The organism is Streptomyces platensis (genome assembly GCF_008704855.1).
Lineage (GTDB): Bacteria > Actinomycetota > Actinomycetes > Streptomycetales > Streptomycetaceae > Streptomyces > Streptomyces platensis.
Genome location: NZ_CP023691.1, coordinates 4,091,722 through 4,113,583 on the forward strand (window position 1 = coordinate 4,091,722; position 21,862 = coordinate 4,113,583).

Annotated in this window: 21 protein-coding genes; 8 read left to right on the forward strand and 13 right to left on the reverse strand. The window is 71.9% G+C overall.

Going from position 1 to position 21,862, the window contains the following annotated elements; genetic code table 11:
• The first annotated feature begins 187 nt into the window (after nt 1-187).
• Nucleotides 188-1,615, forward strand: a complete 1,428-nt coding sequence (locus CP981_RS18005; protein ID WP_085924371.1) for an alkaline phosphatase family protein — start codon at nt 188-190, stop codon at nt 1,613-1,615.
• A gap of 153 nt (nt 1,616-1,768) precedes the next feature.
• Here CP981_RS18005 and ccsB read toward each other — a convergent pair whose 3' ends face one another.
• The 7 genes from ccsB to hemL all read right to left on the reverse strand — a co-directional run bounded on the left by ccsB (nt 1,769) and on the right by hemL (nt 9,510).
• The gene (ccsB, locus tag CP981_RS18010; RefSeq protein ID WP_085924370.1) at nt 1,769-2,860 is read right to left on the reverse strand and encodes a c-type cytochrome biogenesis protein CcsB; all 1,092 of its coding nucleotides are present in this window, start codon (nt 2,858-2,860) and stop codon (nt 1,769-1,771) included.
• Nucleotides 2,857-4,641 (reverse strand): cytochrome c biogenesis protein ResB, encoded by a 1,785-nt coding sequence (gene resB / locus CP981_RS18015; protein WP_085924369.1) that lies wholly within the window; start codon nt 4,639-4,641, stop codon nt 2,857-2,859. Before resB ends, ccsB begins: the two co-directional genes overlap by 4 nt.
• Before the next feature lie 3 nt (nt 4,642-4,644).
• On the reverse strand, nt 4,645-5,406 hold the full coding sequence (locus CP981_RS18020) for a cytochrome c biogenesis CcdA family protein (protein WP_085924368.1): 762 nt from the start codon (nt 5,404-5,406) through the stop codon (nt 4,645-4,647).
• 4 nt (nt 5,407-5,410) lie between these two features.
• Nucleotides 5,411-6,025 carry a TlpA family protein disulfide reductase gene (locus tag CP981_RS18025; protein ID WP_085924367.1) on the reverse strand — a complete coding sequence of 205 codons (615 nt, stop codon included), beginning with the start codon at nt 6,023-6,025 and terminating at the stop codon, nt 5,411-5,413.
• A gap of 77 nt (nt 6,026-6,102) precedes the next feature.
• Complete coding sequence (locus CP981_RS18030; protein ID WP_085924366.1) at nt 6,103-7,323, reverse strand: polysaccharide deacetylase family protein; 1,221 nt, start codon at nt 7,321-7,323, stop codon at nt 6,103-6,105.
• Between the two features lie 145 nt (nt 7,324-7,468).
• The gene (locus tag CP981_RS18035) at nt 7,469-8,149 is read right to left on the reverse strand and encodes a histidine phosphatase family protein (RefSeq protein ID WP_085924365.1); all 681 of its coding nucleotides are present in this window, start codon (nt 8,147-8,149) and stop codon (nt 7,469-7,471) included.
• 53 nt (nt 8,150-8,202) lie between these two features.
• Entirely contained in the window at nt 8,203-9,510 is a 1,308-nt protein-coding gene (hemL, locus tag CP981_RS18040; protein ID WP_085924447.1) for a glutamate-1-semialdehyde 2,1-aminomutase, read from the reverse strand.
• A gap of 325 nt (nt 9,511-9,835) precedes the next feature.
• Here hemL and CP981_RS18045 point away from each other — a divergent pair, with 325 nt between their 5' ends.
• Nucleotides 9,836-10,432 (forward strand): hypothetical protein, encoded by a 597-nt coding sequence (locus CP981_RS18045; protein ID WP_018091013.1) that lies wholly within the window; start codon nt 9,836-9,838, stop codon nt 10,430-10,432.
• Between the two features lie 33 nt (nt 10,433-10,465).
• Here CP981_RS18045 and CP981_RS18050 read toward each other — a convergent pair whose 3' ends face one another.
• From CP981_RS18050 to CP981_RS18060, 3 genes are all read right to left on the reverse strand, one after another.
• The gene (locus CP981_RS18050; RefSeq protein ID WP_085924364.1) at nt 10,466-11,272 is read right to left on the reverse strand and encodes an SDR family NAD(P)-dependent oxidoreductase; all 807 of its coding nucleotides are present in this window, start codon (nt 11,270-11,272) and stop codon (nt 10,466-10,468) included.
• Nucleotides 11,269-11,784 (reverse strand): cupin domain-containing protein, encoded by a 516-nt coding sequence (locus CP981_RS18055; RefSeq protein ID WP_085924363.1) that lies wholly within the window; start codon nt 11,782-11,784, stop codon nt 11,269-11,271. Before CP981_RS18055 ends, CP981_RS18050 begins: the two co-directional genes overlap by 4 nt.
• Nucleotides 11,785-11,896: 112 nt before the next feature.
• The gene (locus tag CP981_RS18060) at nt 11,897-12,583 is read right to left on the reverse strand and encodes a TIGR03086 family metal-binding protein (RefSeq protein ID WP_085924362.1); all 687 of its coding nucleotides are present in this window, start codon (nt 12,581-12,583) and stop codon (nt 11,897-11,899) included.
• Between the two features lie 91 nt (nt 12,584-12,674).
• On the opposite strand from CP981_RS18060, the gene CP981_RS18065 reads away from it, so the two are divergent.
• The gene (locus CP981_RS18065; RefSeq protein WP_085924361.1) at nt 12,675-13,481 is read left to right on the forward strand and encodes a helix-turn-helix domain-containing protein; all 807 of its coding nucleotides are present in this window, start codon (nt 12,675-12,677) and stop codon (nt 13,479-13,481) included.
• 34 nt (nt 13,482-13,515) lie between these two features.
• Here CP981_RS18065 and CP981_RS18070 read toward each other — a convergent pair whose 3' ends face one another.
• The gene (locus tag CP981_RS18070; RefSeq protein ID WP_085924360.1) at nt 13,516-14,223 is read right to left on the reverse strand and encodes a TetR/AcrR family transcriptional regulator; all 708 of its coding nucleotides are present in this window, start codon (nt 14,221-14,223) and stop codon (nt 13,516-13,518) included.
• 108 nt (nt 14,224-14,331) lie between these two features.
• On the opposite strand from CP981_RS18070, the gene CP981_RS18075 reads away from it, so the two are divergent.
• Nucleotides 14,332-15,966 carry an FAD-dependent monooxygenase gene (locus CP981_RS18075; RefSeq protein ID WP_085924359.1) on the forward strand — a complete coding sequence of 545 codons (1,635 nt, stop codon included), beginning with the start codon at nt 14,332-14,334 and terminating at the stop codon, nt 15,964-15,966.
• On the opposite strand, the gene CP981_RS18080 is transcribed toward CP981_RS18075, so the two are convergent.
• Nucleotides 15,923-16,663, reverse strand: coding sequence for an AAA family ATPase (locus CP981_RS18080; RefSeq protein WP_085924358.1), 741 nt, complete (start codon nt 16,661-16,663; stop codon nt 15,923-15,925). The genes CP981_RS18075 and CP981_RS18080 overlap by 44 nt on opposite strands.
• Nucleotides 16,664-16,758: 95 nt before the next feature.
• Between CP981_RS18080 and CP981_RS18085 the strand changes: the two genes are divergently transcribed.
• The 4 genes from CP981_RS18085 (at nt 16,759) to CP981_RS18100 (ending at nt 21,054) form a co-directional block, all read left to right on the forward strand.
• On the forward strand, nt 16,759-17,094 hold the full coding sequence (locus CP981_RS18085; RefSeq protein WP_085924357.1) for a YnfA family protein: 336 nt from the start codon (nt 16,759-16,761) through the stop codon (nt 17,092-17,094).
• A 77-nt stretch (nt 17,095-17,171) separates the two neighbouring features.
• The gene (locus tag CP981_RS18090) at nt 17,172-17,930 is read left to right on the forward strand and encodes an SDR family oxidoreductase (protein WP_085924356.1); all 759 of its coding nucleotides are present in this window, start codon (nt 17,172-17,174) and stop codon (nt 17,928-17,930) included.
• 118 nt (nt 17,931-18,048) lie between these two features.
• Complete coding sequence (locus tag CP981_RS18095) at nt 18,049-18,909, forward strand: DUF2306 domain-containing protein (RefSeq protein WP_085924355.1); 861 nt, start codon at nt 18,049-18,051, stop codon at nt 18,907-18,909.
• Between the two features lie 480 nt (nt 18,910-19,389).
• The gene (locus tag CP981_RS18100; RefSeq protein WP_085924354.1) at nt 19,390-21,054 is read left to right on the forward strand and encodes an alpha/beta hydrolase; all 1,665 of its coding nucleotides are present in this window, start codon (nt 19,390-19,392) and stop codon (nt 21,052-21,054) included.
• A gap of 27 nt (nt 21,055-21,081) precedes the next feature.
• Here the strand turns inward: CP981_RS18100 and CP981_RS18105 are convergent, their stop codons facing one another.
• Nucleotides 21,082-21,726 carry an RDD family protein gene (locus CP981_RS18105; RefSeq protein WP_085924353.1) on the reverse strand — a complete coding sequence of 215 codons (645 nt, stop codon included), beginning with the start codon at nt 21,724-21,726 and terminating at the stop codon, nt 21,082-21,084.
• Nucleotides 21,727-21,862: the final 136 nt, after the last annotated feature.

Below are 21,862 nucleotides of genomic sequence, written 5' to 3' on the forward strand. Positions count from 1 at the left end.
CCACCGCGGGGTCCGCCGTGTGCTGCTTCGTGTGGCGTACGGGACGTAGCGAGGTCCGGCCAACTGAGCGCCGTTCACAGCCATTTGATGCACCGTTCAGCTGCCTCCCCCTCCCCGGGAAACTCAGCCGCCGCCACAGTCAAGTCGGCCCACGGAGGGCTCCCGCGACTCAGGGAGAGTGGCTCATATGCCTGACATGACCCGACGCAGACTCCTCGGCTCCGCGGCCGGCGCGGTCGGCGGCGCCGCCGCGCTGTCGCTGCTGCCGCCCAGCGTCCAGAAGGCCGTCGCCGCCGGACCCGCACGTCACGGCTCGCTGCACGACATCGAGCACGTCGTGCTGCTGATGCAGGAGAACCGCTCGTTCGACCACTACTTCGGCACGCTGCGCGGCGTGCGTGGCTTCGCCGACCCGGACGCGCTGACGCTGCCGGACGGCCGGTCGGTCTTCCACCAGCCGGACGCGCAGAACCCGGACGGCTATCTGCTGCCGTTCCGCCTGAACACCCACACCTCCAGCGCGCAGGCCATCCCCTCCACCAGCCATGCCTGGTCGGTGCAGCACGAGGCCTGGAACGGCGGGAAGATGGACCGCTGGCTGCCCGCGCACCGCAAGGCCGACGGCGTCAACGGGCCGTATGTGATGGGGTATCACACCCGTCAGGACATCCCGTTCCAGTTCGCGCTCGCCGAGACGTTCACGCTCTGCGACAACTACTTCTGCTCGGTCTTCGGCCCGACCTGGCCCAACCGGCTCTACTGGATGACCGGCACCCTCGACCCGGGCGGCACCCGGGGCGGGCCGGTGCTGAACAACACCGCGCCGCGGCCGTACCGCTGGACGACCTACGCGGAGCGGCTGGAGGCGGCCGGCATCAGCTGGAAGGTCTACCAGGAGGAGGACGACTACGGCTGCAACCTCCTGGAGCAGTTCCAGACGTTCCGGGACGCCAAGCCCGGGGAGCCGCTGTACGAGCGGGGGATGCGGGCGCAGCCGGCCGGCACCTTCGAGGACGATGCCCGCGCCGACCGGCTGCCGGCGGTGTCCTGGCTGATCCCCACCAGCCATCAGTCCGAGCATCCGGACTATCTGCCGGCGGCCGGCGCCGACTATGTCGCGAAGAAGATCGAGGCGATCGCGGCCAACCGGAAGGTGTGGGCGAAGACCGCCTTCATCCTCAATTACGACGAGAACGACGGGCTCTTCGACCATGTGCCGCCGCCGGTGCCACCCGCGGGGACGCCGGACGAGTTCGTGCGCGGCCTGCCGATCGGCGCCGGCTTCCGGGTGCCGTGTCTGATCGTGTCACCGTGGACGGTGGGCGGCTGGGCGGCCGGGGATCCCTTCGACCATACGTCGGTGCTGCAGTTTCTGGAGCGCTGGACGGGGGTCGCGGAGCCCAATATCAGTGACTGGCGGCGGTCCGCCTTCGGCGATCTGACCTCCGCGTTCGGCTTCCGCCACCGGGCGCACCGGCCGCCGCGGCTGCCGGACGACACCGCTGAGCAGCTGGCCGAGGCGCAGTGGGAGGTGGCCCATCTGCCGAAGCCGACGCTGCCGGGCGGCGGGCAGCGGCCGCCGCGCCAGGAGCGCGGTCGGCGCCGGCGGCGCTGAGGGGCGGAGACGCTGCGGGGCGGGCGGCGCCGCGGACGCGGGCCGGGCGCGCCCGGGAACGGCAGTGCCGTACGGGCGGCCTCAGGGCGAGGCTTCCCGTACGGCACCGGGGGCGACGGCGCGAACCGCCGCGGAGCGCGCGGACTCCTGCGGTCAGACTCCCGCGTACGAGTGCAGACCGGTCACGAAGATGTTCACGCCGTAGTAGTTGAACAGGTAGCAGGCGAAGGCGATCAGGCCGAGCCAGGCGGCCTTGCGGCCCTTCCAGCCGGCGGTGGCGCGGGCGTGCAGGTAGCCGGCGTAGGCGACCCAGGTGATGAAGGACCAGACCTCCTTGGGGTCCCAGCCCCAGTAGCGGCCCCAGGCGGCCTCGGCCCAGATGGCGCCCGCGATGATGGTGAACGTCCACAGCGGGAAGACGGTGGCGTTGATGCGGTAGGCGAACTTGTCGAGCGAGGCGGCCGAGGGCAGCCGCTCCAGCACGGAGGTGGCGAAGGCGCCGGGCTGCTTGCCCGCCGGGTCGGCGAGCTTGGCCTCGTGGCGGTCGCGGAAGAGGAACAGCAGCGTGGAGACGGCGCCGAGGTAGAGCACCGCACCGGAGATGATCGCGCAGCTGACGTGGATCCACAGCCAGTACGAGTGCAGCGCGGGCACGAGCTGGTCGCTGGCGGTGTAGAGCACCGAGACGGCCAGACCGAGGTCGAGCAGCACGGTGGTGATCAGGGGGAGCCCGATCCAGCGGACGTTCTTCTTGAGCACGAGCAGCAGCAGGTACACGCCGACCGCGACCGCGGCGAAGGTCGTGGAGAACTCGTACATGTTGCCCCAGGGGGCACGCTGCACGGACAGGGCGCGGGTGATGACGCCGCCCACGTGCAGCGCCCAGGCCAGCACGGTCAGCGAGATGGCGATCCGCCCGTAGAGGTCGCCCTTCTCGGTGCCGCCCGCGGCGCCCGGCCCGTCGGGGACGTCGCGGCTTCCGGCGACGGAGCGGGTGACGACCTTGGGGCGCTCCAGTACGGCGGTCCCGGTGGAGCCACTCGCCCCGGCCCGGACGGACACGGTCGCGGGCGCCTTGGCCTGGACGGTGAGGGCGGCGGCGGTGCGGCCGACCTTGCTGCGGCTGCCGAACACCCACTCGGCCATGTGCGCGAGGAAGGCGAGCGTGTAGACCGCCATCGCCGAGTAGACCAGCAGGTTGCTGTTGTGCGCCATTGTCTCGTTGGCTGCGGCAGCGAGGTTCACGCGCGCGCTCCTTCAGAGGGGTCAGCAGGTCCGGCGGAGTCGGTGGGCTCCGCGGGGTCTTCGGAGCCGGGGCCGGCGTCCGCGGCCGGTCCGGGCTTCGGGTCGGAGGCCGGGCCGGTGTCGTCGGCCGGGGCGAGGGGGGCGTCGGGCTCCAGTGCCAGCGCGAGCTCGGCGAGCTCCTCCGGCAGCCGGGCGGACTCGCTGCGGCCGAGGCCGGCCAGCTCGACGACGGTACGGCCGTCGGCGCCCGGCTCGGCGCGGACCCACACCCGGCGCCGCTGGATGAACAGCGAGCCGGCCAGGCCGATCAGGGCGGCCGCCGCGCCGGTCAGCGCGAGTCCGTTGCCGGGCTGGTGGCTGATCTTGAAGCTGGCCCAGCTCTTGATGCCGGTGAACTTGATACTGCCGTCACCGTTGGGCAGCTTCATCGTCTCGCCGGGCAGCATCATCTTGGCGACCGGGGCGCCCTTGTCCTTGTATTGCTTGAGGCGCTTCTTGTCGAGCTGGTAGACGTTCTGCGGCAGCCCGGAGCCGACGCCCAGGTCACCGTGGTAGGCGGTCAGCGTCAGCACCGGGTAGTCCAGCGCCGGGAACTGGGAGAACATCGAGCCGGAGCCCTTGCCGCCGAACGTCGGCACGAAGAAGCCCTGGAAGCCGAGCTGATTGCGCTTGCCGTCCTTGGTCTGCGCTCCGGGGACCTTGACGACACCGGTCGAGGTGAAGTTCTTGGGGTCCTGCGGGAGGAACGGCACCGCGCCCTGGTAGACGACCTTGCCGCGGCCGTCCTTGACCGTGACCTCCGGCGAGTAGCCGTGCGAGAGCAGGTAGACCTTGGAGCCGGCGATGTCGAGGGGGGTGTTCACCTCGATCGCGGTCTTGTGCTCCTTGCCGTCCGCGCCGGAGAAGTACGTGATGTGGGCGCGGAAGACCCGCGGGGTGCCCTTCTGCGGGCCGGTCCGCTCGTAGGTCGCCTCGAACTTGTTGAGGGTGAAGCCGAACGGCTCCAGGGTGTCGGTGTCGAAGAAGGCACCGGACTTGAAGTCGTCGTACTGGGTGAGGCTGTTGGCGAAGCCGTCGCCCTCGGTGATCAGCTTGCCGCCCTCGGACTTCCACAGGCTGCCGACGGCGAACGCCACCAGCATCACGATCAGCGCGAGGTGGAAGACGAGGTTGCCGACCTCCCGCAGATAGCCCTTCTCGGCGGCGACCGCGGTGCCGTCCCGGTGGGCGCGGAACCGCCGCTTCTTCAGCAGCCGCTGCGCCGCCCCGAGGACCTCCTCGGGCGCCGCGTCGGTGCGCCAGGTGGTGTGGGCGGGCAGCCGGGTCAGCCGGCGCGGGGCGCCCGGCGGGCGGCCGCGGAGCTGTCCGACGAACTGCCAGCTGCGCGGCACGATGCAGCCGATCAGCGAGATGAACAGCAGCAGGTAGATCGCCGAGAACCACACCGAGCTGTAGACGTGGAACATCCCGAGCTTGTCGTAGATGTCGGCGAGGGTGCCGTGCTCGGCCTTGAACTGGTCGACCTTGACCGGGTCGATGCTGGTCTGCGGGATCAGCGAGCCGGGGATGGCGCCGATCGACAGCAGGAAGAGCAGCAGCAGCGCGATCCGCATCGAGGTCAGCTGCCGCCAGAACCAGCGCGCCCAGCCCAGGGGGCCGAGCGAGGGGAAGGTGACGTCCTCGGTGGGCGCGGTCGAGAGCTGGGACCCGGCCGCGCCGAGATCGCTGCCCCCGTCGGCCGCGGGGCCCGGGTCGTGGGGGGTGCCGGTCTTGGTGGACATCAATCAGATCCCAACGGTGGAGCTTTGCGTCCAGGCCTGCACCTCGGACATCAGACTGTCCCAGACGCCGGTGACGAGGAGGATGCCGAGCGCGATCATCATGCCGCCGCCGAGCCGCATGACCCCGACGTAGTGCCGCTTGACCCAGCCGAAGGCGCCGAGCACCCGGCGGAAGGCCAGCGCGACGGCGATGAACGGCAGGCCCAGGCCCAGGCAGTACGCCACGGTGAGCAGGGCGCCGCGGACGGCGCTGGCATCGTAGAACGTGAGCGTGCTGACGGCGGCGAAGGTGGGGCTCAGGCAGGGCGTCCAGCCGACGCCGAAGAGCACCCCGAGCACCGGCGCGCCGGCCAGGCCCATGGCGGGCTTCTTGTGGAAGCGGAATTCGCGCTGCCCGAAGTTCTTGAGGACGCCGGCGAAGGCCAGCCCGAGCAGGATCATCAGCACGCCGAGGACGCGCGAGATGACGTCCTTGTACTCCTGGAGGTCCCGGCCGACGAAGCCGAAGAGCGCGCCGCCGGAGACGAAGACGGCAGTGAAGCCGAGCACGAAGAGGCCGGCGCCGGCCAGCATCCGGCCGCGCTTGGCCTCGCCGAGGTCGGTGCCGGTGACGCCGGTGACGTACGACATATAGCCCGGGACCAGCGGCAGGACGCAGGGCGAGAAGAACGAGACGAGCCCGGCGAGCAGCGCGATGGGGGCGGCGGCGAGCAGGGTGCCGTTGAGGACGGTCTGGTTCTCCGCGGCGGCGGCGAGCAGGGTCACGTGATCACTTCTCGGCGATCAGCGGTTCGACCATCTTGCGCAGATCGTCCTCCGCGAGCGGGCCGATCGAGCGCGCGGCGATCTTGCCGTGCCGGTCGATGGCGATCGTGGAGGGGATGGACTGCGGGTTGAGGCTGCCCTTGGGGAAGCGCAACATCAGCCGGCCGGTCGGGTCGAACAGGCTCGGGTAGGGCACCTTGTGCTCTTCCTCGAAGCTGGTGGCCTGCGACTTCTCGGAGTCGCGGGTGTTGATCCCGAGGAACTGGACGCCCTTGTCCTTGGTCTCGTTCGCGACCTTGGAGAAGTTCGGCGCCTCGGCGATGCAGGGGCCGCACCATGATCCCCAGACGTTGAGGATGACGACCTTGCCCTTGTAGTCGGCGACGTCCAGCTTCTTGCCGGTGGTGGACTCACCGGAGAGCTCGGGCGCCGGCTGCCGCTGATCCTTCTTGACGGTGTCGACGCCGTTCTTTCCCTGGACGAAGCGGGTCTGGGCGGAACCGCCGGAGGCGCCGTCTCCGCAGGCGCTCAGCGTCAGCGCGGCGACCGCCGTCCCCGCGGCGAGCAGGGCGACGCGACGGCGGCTCGTGAGGCGGCGTGGGGCGCGGCAGGCACTCATGTGAAAAGTTTCGCATGGGCCCATTCCGGATCTTCCACGCCCCCCTCGCCGGCCGCGTCCCCCGACGAAGCGGCTTGTCAGGCCGCTGTCAGGTACGACTTCCAGCCACCGGCGGGCCGCTGTCCGACGGGGATCCGCTGGAGCTTGCGCAGCACCTCCGGGTCCTGGGCGTCGATCCAGTCGGCGAACTGCCGGAACGACACCAGATGCACATCCCGGTTCTGCTCATTGGCGATGTGCTTGATCGCATCCTCGACGGCGTCCATATAGATGCCGCCGTTCCACTGCTCGAAGTGATTTCCGACGAAGAAGGGCGCACGGTTGGTTTCGTACGCCCGGCGGAATCCGGAGATATAGGCGTCGGTGGCCTGCTGCCGCCAGCCCGGGTAGTTGACCGGCGGGGCCTTCGTGGAGTTCTTCGACTGATTGGCGAGGATGTTGTAGTCCATCGAGAGGACCTCGAAAGAGTGGCCCGGGAAGGGGATCTGCTGGAGCGGGAAGTTCCAGAGCCCCATTTTCTTCTTCGGCCACATCTGCACTCCTCCGGGTGAACTGGCGTCATAGCGCCAGCCGAGTTCCCGGGCGGTGGGCAGCAGGTTTCGCTGCCCGAGGAGACAGGGCGTACGGCTGCCGACCAATTCCTGCCGGTAATCGAAGGGCAGTGGCTCCAGATCGGTGAATCCGGTGTGGGTGCGCCACTTGGTGACGAAGTCCATCACCTGGTCGATCTCGGATTGCCACTCCTGTGGGCTCCAGTGCCGGACGGCGCCCCGGCCGGAGCAGAAGTGCCCGTTGAAGTGGGTGCCGATCTCGTGGCCGTCCAGCCAGGCCTCCCGTAGGTACCTGAGGGTCTCCTTGATGTGGTCGTCGCTGAGGTAGCCGATGTCGGAGGCGCCCTGCGGGTTGTTCGGCGGCTCGTAGAGGTGCTTTTGGGATTCGGGGAGGAGGTAGACCCCGGAGAGGAAGAAGGTCATGGCCGCGCCGTGGTCCCGGGCGAGTTGGAGAAAGCGGGGAAAGAGGCCGTTTCCGACCTCTCCCGCACCGTCCCAGGAGAAGACCACGAACTGCGGCGGGGTCTGACCGGGCTCCAGCCGTTCGGGGGATTTCGGCTGATGGGGCTGGGCTCCGGAATGCGCTGTCGAACCATCACCGATGAGCTTGGGGCGGGCCTGGACGTTCTTTACGCGCTGCTTGTCGGCTCCCGCGTCCGGGTTCGGCGAGGAGCAGCCGTCGACGACCGGCGCCACGGCCGCCCCAACTCCCATACTCAGCAGGTTTCGCCGACTGATCGCGCGCATACCCTCGTCCCCTCATGCTCGCCGAACTCAATATCCATATAAACGGACAACTGAGGGGAGGGCATGTTGAGCGGCGGGGATTCCGGGTCGGTCGCTCAGATATGTGATGGTGCGCGCTTTTGACGTTGCGCCACGTGATGCGCCGTCAGGCCCCGAAGGCCTTGCTCTTTCCCTTGGCGGGTTTGGCGCCCGCCAGAAGATGGGAGGGAACCAGGTCGCGCGCCGGTTCGCTGTACCCCACCGAAACGATCTTGTCGCCGTGGAAGGTGAACGACGTCAGCGAGGCCAGCGTGCACTGCCGCTTCCGCGGGTCGTGCCACAGCCGCCGCCGCTCCGCGAAGCTGCGCACGATCCAGATCGGCAGCTGATGGCTGACCGCCACCGCCTCGTGACCCCGCGCGGCGTCGCGCGCCGCGCCCAGCGCCGCCATCATCCGTACGACCTGCTCGATGTACGGCTCGCCCCACGACGGCCGGAACGGGTTCGTCAGGTACTTCCAGTTCCCCGGCTTCTTCAGCGCACCGTCGCCGACCCCGAAGGTCTTCCCCTCGAAGACATTGGCGGCCTCGATCAGCCGCTCGTCGGTGGCCAGATCCAGACCCCGCACACCGGCGATCGGCACCGCGGTCTCCTGCGCACGCTCCAGCGGCGAGGCGACGACATGGGTGATGTCCCGCTCCGCGAGATGCTCCGCCACCCGGTCGGCCATCTTCCGCCCCAGGTCGGAGAGGTGATAGCCGGGGCGGCGCCCGTAGAGCACGCCGTCGGGGTTGTGCACCTCGCCATGCCGCATCAGATGCACGACGGTGATCTCTTCGCTGCTCATGTCACCCATTCATTCAGTGGTCTCAAGCGGTGCCGGCCCGTGCGCCGGAGCCGTCAGGCCGTCGCCCCGGCCGCGGCGCGGGCAGCGGCCGGGAGGGCGGCGGCGATCCGCTCGACGGCCGCCGTGTCGTGCGCGGTCGAGACGAACCACGACTCGAAGGCGGACGGCGGGAGGTAGACGCCCTGCTCCAGCATCGAGTGGAAGAAGGCGGTGAAGCGGAACGACTCCTGCGCCTTGGCCGCCTCGTAGTCGGTCACCTCGGCGTCCGTGAAGAAGACCGTGAACATGTTCCCCGCGGCCTGGACCCGGTGCGCCACGCCCTCCTTGGCCAGCGCGGCGGTGACCAGGCTCCGCACCTCCGCCGAGACCGCATCGACCTTCTCGTACGCGGCGTCGTCCAGCAGCCTCAGCTGCGCGACACCGGCGGCGGTGGCGATCGGGTTCCCGGACAGGGTGCCCGCCTGGTAGACCGGGCCGGCCGGGGCGAGATGCGCCATGACGTCCGCACGGCCGCCGAAGGCCGCCGCCGGGAAGCCGCCGCCCATGACCTTCCCGAAGGTCATCAGATCCGGACGAACCCCGTCAATGCCGTACCAGCCGGCCTTGCTGACGCGGAAGCCGGTCATCACCTCGTCGGAGATGTAGAGCGCACCGTCGGCGGTGCACAGATCCTTCAGGCCCTGGTTGAAGCCCGGCAGCGGCGGCACCACGCCCATGTTGCCCGGCGCCGCCTCCGTGATCACACAGGCGATCTCGCCCGGGTGCGCGGCGAAAGCGGCCCGCACCGCCTCGATGTCGTTGTACGGCAGCACGATCGTGTCGCCGGCCTGCGCCCCCGTCACGCCCGGCGTGTCGGGCAGCCCGAGGGTCGCCACGCCGGATCCGGCAGCGGCCAGCAGGGCGTCCACGTGCCCGTGGTAGCAGCCCGCGAACTTGATCACCTTCGGCCGGCCGGTGAACCCACGCGCCAGCCGGATCGCCGACATCGTCGCCTCGGTGCCGCTGGAGACCAGCCGCACCTGCTCGACCGGCTCGATCCGGGCCACGATCTCCTCGGCCAGCTCGACCTCGCCCGCGCCGGGCGTACCGAAGGACGTACCGCGGGCGACGGCCTCCTGGACGGCGGCGATCACCTCGGGGTGCGCGTGGCCCAGAATCATCGGGCCCCACGAGCACACGAGGTCGACATACTCACGGCCGTCGGCGTCGGTGAGGTACGGACCGGTACCGGACACCATGAAACGGGGCGTACCGCCCACGGCGCGGAACGCCCGCACCGGAGAGTTGACGCCGCCCGGCGTCACGGCGGAGGCGCGATCGAAGAGCGACTGCGAAACGGGGGCTTCATACGGAAAAGACACGGCGATCCTGACCTGCATAAACGGAGGGAGGGCGGCGACTCGTGGGCACGGCCCGGCTGACAACGGTGCGGGAATCCCCTCGCGGTACGCCGTCAGGCGCCGCTCGGTTCAATCTCGATCCTTTTTTGATTCCTCTCGCTTTCGACCGGGCGTCAGCCCCCACTCGTCTGCGAAACTGTGGAGACGTACGAGTAAGTCACGCAAGCAATGGTCTCAGAGGCGCACGGGGGCGTGCGGCCGGGCGTTTCACACGCCGGTGACGGGGGAGGTCTCTGAGACGATGATCGGGTTGCGCGGCTGGGGCTGCGAGTGGTCGGGTGGAGATATGCATCGCGGTGGCGAACTGGGCGAGGGAACCAATGACCGGGGTCCCGACCGCGCCCAGCGCGGCCGTCACCGGCGCGAGGAATCGACGGGCGACCGGACCACGCGCGAGGAGACCACGGGCGACAGGACCACAGGCGGGGAAATCAGAGGCGGCCGCATGGGGGTGACGTACAGGTACTTCGGTGCGCCCAACGGCGCCACCGCGGCCCGGGTCCCGGTCTCCATGCGTCCCGAGGAGCTCGGCGGTGACGAGCTCGGCATGGGCGGCATGTTCAGCAAGATCAAGCCGGAGACGATGGCCGCCATGGTCCTCACCGGTATAGAGGGCATACCGCTCCATAAGGTTCCGCCGCTCGAACTCGTCGTTCTGCACCCCGACTACGCCGTCGTCAAGCTGCCGATGACCGTGGTCGACCCGCTGCGCGGGGTCGGCGAGGAGTCGGTCGGCGCGGCGGCCTTCATCTGGTCCACCGTCCCCGACCGGGGCGGCCCGCGGGACGCCTTCACCGTCTACCAGCTCCTGCACGAGTGGCAGGACTTCAGCCACCGGCTGCACGAGGCGGGGCACCAGGCGTACTGCCTGGTCTGGCCGTAACGGTTCAGCGCGGGCGGCGCCGGGCCCCGGCGGTCACCACGTCGGGCGGGCCGAGACACCGCCGTCCACGACCAGGTCGTGACCGGTGATCCAGGACGCCATCGGCGAGGCGAGGAAGACACAGGCGTCGCCCACGTCCTGCGGGGTGCCCAACCTCCCGGCGGGGGCCGCCGCTTGCCAGCGGCGCACCCCCTCCGGCCAGTCCTCGGCCAGGCCGGGCCGGCCGATCAGGCCCGGCGAGACGCTGTTGACGCGGATGCCGTCCGGCCCGTATTCGAGCGCCGCCGCGCGGGCGTGCATCACCACCGCCGCCTTCGACGCGCAGTAGTGGGCATGCCGCGGCGCCGGGCGGTCCGCCTCGATCGAGGCGATATGGGTCACCGAGCCGCCGCCGGCCGCGCGCATGACGGCCGCCGCGGCCTGGGTGCAGGCGAAGACGCTGTGCACATTCGGGTCGGTCACCGCCCGCCAGTCGGCGAGCGACATCGCCGCCAGCTCCTGGGTCGGCTGCACCCCCGCGTTGTTGACCAGCGCGGTCAGCCGGCCGCGCCAGCCGGCCGCCTCCGCCACCAGTCGGTGGCACTCCTCCTCGACGGACAGATCGGCGCGCAGGGCCAGCGCGCTCCCGCCGTCCGCCGCGATCTCCGCGACCAGCTCCCGCGCCGCCTCGGCGCCCGTACGGTAGTGCGCCACAACGGCGGCTCCGGCGGCGGCGAACCGCAGCGCGATGCCGCGGCCGAGGACGCCGGCGGCGCCGGTGACGAGGGCGACCTGGCCCCGGAGGTCGGGGAGACCGGTGGGAGCGGGGCGACGGGTGGGGTCGGACGGGGTGGCGGTCATGGCCGGCTCAGCGCGGTGATCCGCGCCGCCTCCCCGGGGAAGCGCGCGGCCAGTACGGCGGCGTCCCCGTGCTCGTAGTCCTCGAAGGTGAAACCGGGCGCCATCGTGCAGCCGAAGAGCGTCCAGGCGCCGCCGTCGGCGACCTCGGCAGCCATCCACGTGCCGGCGGGCACCGTGAACTGGACGTGCTGCCCGCCCAGGACGTCCGGCCCGAGCGCGACCGTACGGGCCGTGCCCCCGCCGTGGTCCTCCTGGAGGAGGAACAGGGTGAGCGGGTCGCCCCGGTAGAAGTGCCAGATCTCGTCGGACGGCAGCCGGTGCAGGGCGGAGAAGTCGCCCGGCTCGGCGGTCAGCAGCATCACGATCGCGGTTCCCTCGGGCCGTCCGTCGGGGCGCTCGGGGCCCGCCCACGTACTCCGGTAGCGCCCGCCTTCACGGGGCAGCGGCGTCAGCCCGTAGAAGTCGATCAGTGCCTGGGGAAGGGGGTCGCGGGGGGTGCGGTGCTCATCCATCTGCGGGCTGCCTCCGCCTCGTCCGCGACTGCCGGTCGCTCCACCCTAGGCACGAAGTCCGCTGGGCGCAGGCGCAATCGGGCCATGTCCGGCGCCCCCGGCCGACGCCCCGTCAGCCGGCCGTCCAGTGCGGGTCGCGGCCCGTTTCTGCCAGCAGCACGTCCAGGTCGCAGGCGCCGGGAGGTACGGGGACCGGGTCGGCGAAGACGTTCATCGTGCGGGCCGTCGGAGCCATCCGGGCGGCCAGCGCCCGCAGCTCGGTCACACAGCCCGCGGCGGGCGCGTACGGCCGACCGATCGCCCGGGCCACGTCCCAGGCGTGCACGGTCAGGTCCAGCAGCACCATGGCGCCGACGGTCCGGGCGGGCAGCTGCATCCCGCCGGTCAGCCCGTCCTCCGCGCCCGGCGCCGCCCACGCCTCGACCAGCCGCACGGTCTCGTCCGCGAACCGGTCGGGCCACTGCGCCCCGTATTCACCGAGCCGGTCAGGGGTGTGGCTGAAGTCCACGTCCTTCTTGGCGGCCAGTGTCTGAAAGGCGACGACGACCTGGAAGAGGTGGTTGAGCAGTGCGCGTACGTCGTACTCGGAGCAGGGTGTGGGCCGCCTCAGCTGGTCGTCGCGTACCGCGCGGAGTACCGGGAGCGCCGCCTGGGCCGCGGCGTCGAGGAGAGCGCTGATGGGTGGGGGTGCGTCGGCCGGGTGGGGTGCCTGGGCCGGGTGGGGCGCGTCGGCCGTTCGGTCCGTGTGTGCCGGTGCGCCGTGGTGCGTTTCATCCGGAATGTCGTGTGTGTCGTTCATGCCGAGGACGCTACGGGCCGCTGCCGACGGCGGCTTGAAAAAACGCGACAGGCCGGCTCACGAGGGCCGCGTCCGTCCTAGGATCCGAGGCATGGCCGCTCCACGGCGCGATACCCGGGGCATCGTGGACGCACCCGGGCTCTTCACGCGGGTGCGCTTCCGCCGCCGCGCCCCCGCCGAACCGCTGCGCCCGTATGTCGAGCACTACTGGCTGATCGACTGGGACCTGTCCGAGCCGTACGCCACGCATGTCGTCCCGCATCCGTGCGTGAACCTGGTCTTCCAGCGGTACGCCGACCGCCCCGGGTTCGGCGAGGTCGCGGGCGTCGGGCTGGAGCTGTTCGCGCAGAAGCTGGCGGGGCGCGGGCGGGTGTGCGGGGTACAGTTCCGGCCCGGCGGGTTCCGTCCGTTCACTCCGGAACGGCCGGCCACGGACTGGACGGACCGCCGGCTTCCGCTGGCCGCCGCCTTCGGGCCCACCGATGCCGCGGCCGCCGTACTGGAGCCGGCCGATGAGGACGCCCGGGTCGCCGCGCTCGACGCCTTTCTTACCCCGCTGCTGCGGGCCGGGCCGCGGGTTCTCGCGCAGGCCGAGCTCGCCATGGGGCTGGCCGACCGGATCCGCACGGACCGTACGATCCGCCGGGTCGCGGACTTCGCGCGGGCCGAGGGCCTGTCCGTACGGGCTCTCCAACGGCTGTTCGCCGGGTATGTGGGGGTCAGCCCCAAGTGGGTGCTGCTGCGCTACCGGGTGCACGAGGCCCTGGAGCGCGCCGCCTCCGAGGCGGCGGTGGACTGGGCCGCGCTCGCCGCCGAGCTGGGCTACAGCGACCAGGCACATCTGGTCCGCGATGTCACCGCCACCGTCGGGGTCCCGCCGACCGCCTACGTGCGGTGAGCGGCCCCCGGAGGCGGCCCGGTGCGGGTGGAGCTCAGGGGTGTTCGGCCGTCAGATAGCGCTGGACGGTGGGCGCCAGCCAGGCGATGAGCTCGTCGCGGCCGAGGTCGACGGCCGGCGGAATATGCAGCACATAGCGGCACAGCGCCATGCCGAGTATCTGGGAGGCGATCAGCGCGGCGCGGGTGGGCGCCTCCTCGGGCACCGGGCAGACCGCGGCGAGGACCGGCTTGATCTGCTCGGCGAACACGCCCCGCATCCGCTCCGCGCCCGCCTCGTTGGTGACGCCGACCCGCATCATCGCCGTCAGCGTCTCGTCGCACTCCCAGCGCTCCACGAAATGGCGCACGAGCCGGGCGCCGGCCTCGTCGCGCGAGTGGTGGGAGAGGTCCGGGGCGTGCACCTCGATCTCGGAGGCGGCTGCGAAGAGGCCGGCCTTGTTGCCGTAATAGCGCATCACCATCGACGGGTCGATCGCCGCGTCCCTGGCGATGGCGCGGATGGTGGCGCGCTCGTAGCCGTCCGCGGCGAAGCGGTCCCGGGCGGCGGCGAGGATCGCGGCCCGGGTGGCGTCGGAGCGGCGGGGGCGGGCGGCGTCGGCGGCTTCGTCCGGCGCGAGGCCGTCGGTGGCGGGGGCGGTGGCGGGCTCGGCGGTGTCCGCGGGGGCGTCGGACGGCGCGACGGGTGCCGTGGTGGGGGCGGCACCCGGCGCGGCGTCCATGGAGGGGGCGTGTTCGGCCATGCCAACAACAGTAGGCCAACACCTGTTGACACGCCAGGTCCGGGAGTCCTACGCTTGCCAACAAGCGTTGACCAACATGCGTTGGCACAGCCACGGGAGGCGGAAGCCATGCACGCCATGAACCGCAGGACCGACCGGAGCGACGGCACGGGGGCCGACCCCCGCGGGGCGCGCGACACGGACGTCATCGTCGTGGGCGCCGGGCCGACCGGCCTGCTGCTCGCCGGAGACCTCGCCGAGGCGGGGCAGGGGGTCACGCTCCTGGAGCGCCGCACCGCCGAGATCAGCAACCTCACCCGCGCCCTCGTCGTGCACGCCCGCACCCTGGAGCAGCTCGATGCCCGCGGCCTCGCCGACGAGCTGATCGCCGGCGGCCATCCGCTCACCGGCCTCCGCCTCTTCGGCCGGGCCACCATCGACCCGACCCAGCTCCGCTCCCGCTTCCCCTTCGTGCTGGTCACGCCGCAGTTCGAGGTCGAGCGGGTCCTGGAGCGCCGGGCCCGCCGGGCCGGTGTCACCTTCCGCCATGACTCCGAGGTGCTCGGCCTCGACCAGGACACCGAGGGTGTGACGGTGCGCTTCCGGACCGCCGAGGGCCTCGGCTCCGTGCGCGCCGCCTATGTGGTCGGCACCGACGGCGTCCGCAGCACCATCCGGGAGGCCGTCGGCCTGCCCTTCCCCGGCAAGTCCGTGATCCGCTCGCTGGTGCTCGCCGATGTCCGGCTGGCCCAGGAGCCCGACTCCCCCCTCACCTTCAATGCCACCGGCGAGGCGTTCGCGCTGATCGCCTCGTTCGGCGGCGGGTGGTACCGCGTCATCGGCTGGAACCGCCGCCGCCAGGCCGCCGATGACGCGCCCGCCGATCTCGACGAGGTCCGCGAGCTGACCCGGCTCGCCCTCGGCAGCGATTACGGCATGCATGACGCCCGCTGGGTCTCCCGCTTCCACAGCGACGAGCGCCAGGTCCCCTCCTACCGCGTCGGCCGTGTCTTCCTCGCCGGCGACGCCGCGCATGTGCACTCCCCCGCCGGCGCCCTGGGGATGAACACCGGCCTCCAGGACGCCGCCAACCTCAGCTGGAAGCTGGCCGCGGTGCTGCGGGGCCGGGCCCCCGACGGCCTGCTGGACAGCTATCAGACCGAGCGCCATCCGGTGGGCAAGCAAGCGCTGCGCAGCAGCGGCGCCCTCATCCGGATCGCCCTGCTGCCCACCGGCCCCGGGCGCGCCGTCCGCGCGCTCGCCGCCCAGCTCGTCAACCGGGTGCGGCCGCTGTCCCGCCGGGCGGTGCGCACCATCTCCGGCCTCGGCATCGCCTATCCGGCCGGGCCCGGCGCCCACCCTCTCGCGGGCCACCGCGCCCCCGACTTCCGGCTGGCGGGCGGCAGCCGCCTCTATGAGCTCCTCCGCCAGGGCCGGTTCGTCCTCATCGCCCCTGCCGGTGAGCCCGGCGTGACCCCCACCGGTGAGCCCGGCGTGCCCCAGGCCCCGGCGAGCGGCGGGGACTCGCCCCGGCCCGCCGATGACCGTGTGGTGACCGCCTCCTGGCGGAGCGAGCGCCGCACGGCCCTGCTCGTACGCCCCGACGGCTATATCGCCTGGGCCACCGACGCCACCGCCCCCGCCGCACGCACCGCGGCCCTACGGGGCGCCGTCGCTCACTGGACCGGCACCGAGGACGGCGCCTCCATAGCCAGGGCCCTCACCGCTCCAGCACATGCCGCAGATACGCCCGCGGGTCGGTGAGATAGCGCCGCCAGTGGTCGACCAGCCCCAGCTCCGCCCACTCCACGCGACGCATCCCGTGCTCGCCGACCTCCACGATCTCGGCGCCGGGCAGCGCGGTCAGCAGCGGGGAGTGGGTGGCGCAGATGATCTGTGCACCGCCGCTCCCCAACTCGTCCATCAGCCCCACCAGTTCAAGGCAGGAGGAGAAGGACAGGGCCGCCTCCGGCTCGTCCATCACATACAGGCCGCGCTGCGCGAACCGTTCCCGGAAGGCCATCAGAAAGCCCTCCCCATGGCTCATGTCGTCCGGGGACCGCGACAGCTTCAGCGCATCCCGCTCCCGGTTCAGCGCCTCCATCGCTGTCTCGGCCCGGAGGAAGAACCCCCGCCGGCGGACCCGCGGCCCGCGGACCATCCCCCGCCCCTCACGCGTCGGATCGAACCGCATCAGTCCGCCGAGCAGCGATGCCTCCCGAGAGCTGGCGTACTTGTATCCGGCCGAACCTCCGTAGGAATCCAGCCCGAAACCCTCCGCCAGCGCCTCGGCCAGGGTGGATTTGCCCGAACCGTTCTCCCCCACCAGGAAGGTGACCGGGGCGCGGAAGGCCAGCCCCTCTTCGGCCAGCTGGCGCACACATGGCACCGTCCAGGGCCAGCCGTCCTCCGCCGTCCCCGTCCCCTCCGGCACGTCCACGTAAGCCCGTTCGATCAGCATGCCTCCGAAGCTGCCACACCCCACTGACAGTCCCCCCGCGCCCCGCGCCACCTCCTCCCCACCGGAGCCGGGCTTCCCCTCCGTACGCTTTCCCCATGCTCATCGCCCGCTCCGCCGCCCTGTTCGTCGTCGCCGCCCTTTTCGAGATCGGCGGCGCCTGGCTGGTCTGGCAGGGCGTCCGGGAGCACCGGGGCTGGGCCTGGATCGGCGCCGGAGTGCTCGCGCTCGGGGTGTACGGCTTTGTCGCCACGCTCCAGCCGGACGCCGAATTCGGCCGGATCCTGGCCGCGTACGGCGGTCTCTTCGTCGCCGGATCGCTGGCCTGGGGCATGGTCGCCGACGGCTACCGCCCCGACCGCTGGGACGTGATCGGCGCGCTGGTCTGTCTGGCCGGTATGGCAGTGATCATGTACGCCCCCAGGGGCCGTTGACCAGCCTGCATATGCTGGCCGCGGACCATCTCACCCGGCTCATGAGGAGCAGGGGCCCCATCGCCCGAGGAGAGTGCATGACCGCCGAGGCCCGTACCGCCGTCGTCACCGGAGCGAGCAGCGGCATCGGCGCCGCCACCGCGCGAGCGCTGGCCGCGGCCGGCTACCACGTGGTGCTCACCGCCCGCCGCAAGGACCGCATCGAAGCGCTCGCCGCCGAGCTGCCGAACGCCGAGGCCTATGCCCTCGATGTCACCGACCGCGCCGCCGTCGACGCCTTCGCCGCCGACCTCGGCCGCCACCCCTCCGTCGACGTCCTGGTCAACAACGCCGGCGGTGCCCTCGGCGCGGAGCCGGTGGCCACCGGTGACCCCGCCGACTGGCGGACCATGTACGAGGTCAATGTGCTGGGCGTGCTCCATATGACCCAGGCGCTGCTGCCCGCGCTCACCGCCTCCGGCGACGGCACCGTCGTCGTGCTCTCCTCCACCGCGGGCCACGGCACGTATGAGGGCGGCGGCGGCTATGTCGCCGCCAAGCACGGCGCGCATGTCATCGCCGAGACCCTCCGCCTGGAGCTGTGCGGCGAGCCCGTGCGCGTCATCGAGGTGGCCCCGGGCATGGTCAAGACCGACGAGTTCGCCACCACCCGCTTCCGTGGCGACACCGACAAGGCCGCCAAGGTCTACGCGGGCGTCGACCAGCCGCTCAGCGCGGAGGACGTCGCCGACACCATCGCCTGGGCGATCACCCGCCCCTCCCACGTCAACGTCGACCTCCTGGTGGTCCGCCCCCGCGCCCAGGCCTCCAACTCCAAGGTCCACCGCACCGGTTGAGCCACCCGGCGGGAAGGTCCGCCCGCCGTACGATCGCCCCGAATACGGGGTCTGGGTACACCCCCACCGGGTGTCCGGGCCCCGTGTCCCGGGGCGTTCCGCTCGCGACAGTGGACCCATGACCGCCACCGGACACGGAGAACCCCCCGCCCGAGCCACCGCCGACGGGGACCGGCCCACCACTACGGAAGCCGACGCCCGCCCCGCCACCAGACCCCCCTCCGCCGCCCGGCGACGCCTTCGCGGCCGCCTCGGGACCGCCGCCTGGCTGCTCCCGCTCGCCGTCGTGACCGTCCTCGTCACCGCGCGGGCGCTGACCGCCTACGTCCCGCCCGACCTGCACACCAGCCGGGTCCCGCTCCGCGGCGAGCTCCACTACGCCCTGCTGGTGGCGCACATCGCCACCGCCACCGTCGCCGTGCTCACCGGCCTCGCCCAGTCCTGGCCCTGGCTGCGCCGCCGGAGTCCGGCCGCACACCGCTGGACGGGCCGCGCCTACTTCTTCGCCGGGGTCTTCCCCTCGGCCCTGGTAGGCATCCCCGTCATCGGCCTCACCCCTCTGGGCCTCAGCAACCAGGCGGCCCTGGCGGTGCTCGACGCCCTCTGGCTGTTCACCGGCATCGCCGGCTACCGCGCCGCCCGGCAGCGCCGCTACGCCGACCACCGGGTGTGGATGATCCGCAACTACGCCCTCACCCTCGTCGCCATCACCTCCCGCCTGATCCAGCCGCTGTTCGAGCACCTCGTGGCCGCCCAGCTCACCGACCCCGTCTCCTACGCCGGCGACGCCCTGGCCGCCGGACACGACATCGCCGGCGCCACGGCCTGGACGGCCCTGGTCCTCCAGCTGATCGCGGCCGAATACGTGCTGGGGCGCCGTGCCGGACAGGCCGCCCGCCGACGGGCGACGCGCACGGCACCCCCGCGCCGGACCCCGCCTTCCGCCCCCGCCCCGGTCACCCCTGACGTCAGTGCTTGAAGGCGCCCACGCGCCCCCCGGCCCGGTCTCCAGCGCCTTGCGGACGAACGTCAGCATGAGGAGGAAGCACACCCCGCCCACGAGCAGCAGGCCGACCACGAGCACCACGGAGACAGGCCGACCACGAGCACCACGGAGACCAGCGCCTCCCGGGACGCCACCAGCACGAACAGGCTGGCCCGCTGGGCCGGCACCCGGCTCTGCCAGAGGCGTCGCGCAGGCCCGCGCGACGAGCGTCCACACCAGCGCACAGATCGCGACCGCCGGCTCGAAGCACCCCAGGCCGAACGCGCCCTTCTTACGCTCCGGTCCCCGGCGCACCGCCAGGTGGAGCACGCTCGTCGAGCCGTGGATCCGGAGCTCGGCCATTCGGCCGCGATGGGCTCGCGCACCGTGCCGGACCACGGTGTCGTGGACACGGAAGCGTGCCGGCATCCGCGTATGGGAGGCGTCGGGCGCTCAGCCGTGGAAGGACAAGGCATGCACATAGCCGGGGCCCGGGCGGGCCGTAGGTGGTACGCCGCGGTCGTCACCGCGGCCATGACCTGCTCGACGGTCCTGGCCGGGCCGGGCCTCGCCGCGGCCGGCGGTCCGCCGTCGCCCACGGGGCCTGTCCCGCGGCTGGCGTGGCACCCCTGCGTCCAGGGCGGCCAGTTCGACTGCGCGACCGCGAAGGTGCCCCTGGACTACCGCAACCCCGGCGGCCGCACCATCGAACTGGCCGTCGTCAAGCGGACGGCGACCGACCCCCGGCGCCGACTCGGCACCCTGTTCTTCAACCCCGGCGGCCCCGGCGGGCCGGGCACCATCCAGATGCCGCAGACCTACCCGTTCTTCCCGCGCGAGGTGCGGGAGCGGTTCGACATCGTCAGCTGGGATCCCCGCGGGATCGGCAGCAGCACCGCGGTGAACTGCTTCGCGAGCCCCGCGGAGGCCCGCGCGTGGAATGCGAGCAGACCGGCCGGCTTCCCGGTGGGCGCGGCGCAGCGGGCGGCCTGGATCGCCGCTTACCGGGAGCTGGGCCGGCGCTGTCAGCAGCGCGACCCCCAGCTCCTGCGCCATGTGTCGACCGCCGACACCGCGCGCGACCTCGACGGGCTCCGCCAGGCGGTGGGCGAACCGCAGCTCAGCTACCTGGGGGTCTCCTACGGCACGTTCCTGGGCGCCACCTACGCCAACCTCTTCCCCGGCAGGGTCCGCGCCATGGTCCTCGACAGCACCATCAACCCCCAGGCCTGGACGAACCACGGCTCACACGAGGCCCCCCGGCTCCCGACGTTCCTGCGGATGGGCTCGGACCTCGGCGCGGCCGCGACCCTGGACCAGTTCCTCAGCCACTGCGGCGCCACCACCACGGCCCGCTGCGCCTTCTCCGCGGGCAGCCCGAAGGCGACCCGGGACAAGTTCGACCGGCTGATGCGGCGGCTCCGGGAGCATCCGGTGGGCGCGTGGACCTACGGCCGGACGGTCGGTGACGTGGTGAACAGCCTCTACAACGCCGCCCCCGGATGGAGCTACCTCGCCGCCCGGCTCCAGATCCTCTGGCAGGGCCGCGCCCCGGACCCGACCCCGCCACCCCCCGCGCCGCCGGTCCCGAACCCGAATCCGTACACCGGCGAGGAACAGGCCGCCGCGGTGTTCTGCGGCGAAAGCCCCAATCCGCGTGATCCCGGGGCCTATCACGCACTGGCGGAGGCCTCCGCCCGCCGCGCGGGCGACGCCGGACGCTTCTGGGCCTGGGCGGGGGAGCCGTGTGCCACCTGGCCGGCGGTCGCCGCCAACGGCTACCGCGGCCCGTGGAACAAGCCGACGGCGCACCCCGTCCTGGTGATCGGCACCACCTACGATCCCGCCACTCCCTACTCGGGCGCGCAGGCCCTGGCCAAGGAACTGGCCCATGGCCGCCTGCTCACCCACCATGGCTACGGCCACACCGAACTGACCAACCCCAGCACCTGCGTCCACGCCTACGAGAGCCGCTACCTCATCGACGGCACCCTCCCGCCCCCCGGCGCGGTATGCCGCCAGGACATACCGCCCTTCGCCGCCCCCATTCCCCGCGGCGGCGTCGCCACCGGCGGCGGAGCGATGGCCGGCCGGGTCGCCCGGGCCGGCGGCCGCTCCGCGGGCTGGGTCACCCCTTGACGCAGCTGACCCGTCAGGGCGCCGGGCTCACTCGGTGCTGACGACCACCGTGCGCATGACCTTGTCCGCGAAGGTCTGGCCCTTCGCGTCCCACGCCGGCCACAGGTAGCCGATGCTGCACGGGGCGCTGTCCAGCGCGTGGCAGATACGGCGCAGCAGGGCCCGGCCGAAGCCGAGCGGCTGACCGTTCTCCTCGCGTATGAGCCGGATCTTCATGGCCTTCTTGCCCGGCGACGCGCCCTTGCCCTCCTTGACGAGGATGACGATGTTGGCGATGACGGCCCACAGGAGGGCGATCACCAGCAGGCCGATGATGATCGGGACTCTGACCTTCTCCCTGGCCACGTAGCACTCATGCTCCATGAGGCAGCCCGAATACAACGTCTTCTCCATGACGAGCGCGGCGATGACCGCAAGGACCGGCACCAGACCGGCGACCAGGAAGTCGATCAGGAAGGCACCGAACCGGCTGCCCCAGCTCGCGTACGCCCCGGGCCCGGCGGGCATGACGGGCTGCTGCGGGAAGCCGTGGCCGGGCGCGGGCTGCTGCGGGTAGCCGTAGCCCGGCGCGGCCTGTTGCGGGTAGCCGTACGGGGCCGGCTGCTGCGGAGCTCGGTGCGGGGCCGGCGGCGGCTGCTGGCCGTAGGGGTTGTCCGGGTTGCCGAAGCTCATCTGTGGTTCTCCTCCGAGGTGTCAGGGACGACGCGGCGTGACTCGGAGGTAAAACAGGTTTCACCGGCCCGCCCCCGACGATGCCTGCGGCACTGCTGCCCGACGATCCTTCTGGTTTCGGCTCGGCTCTGTCCAA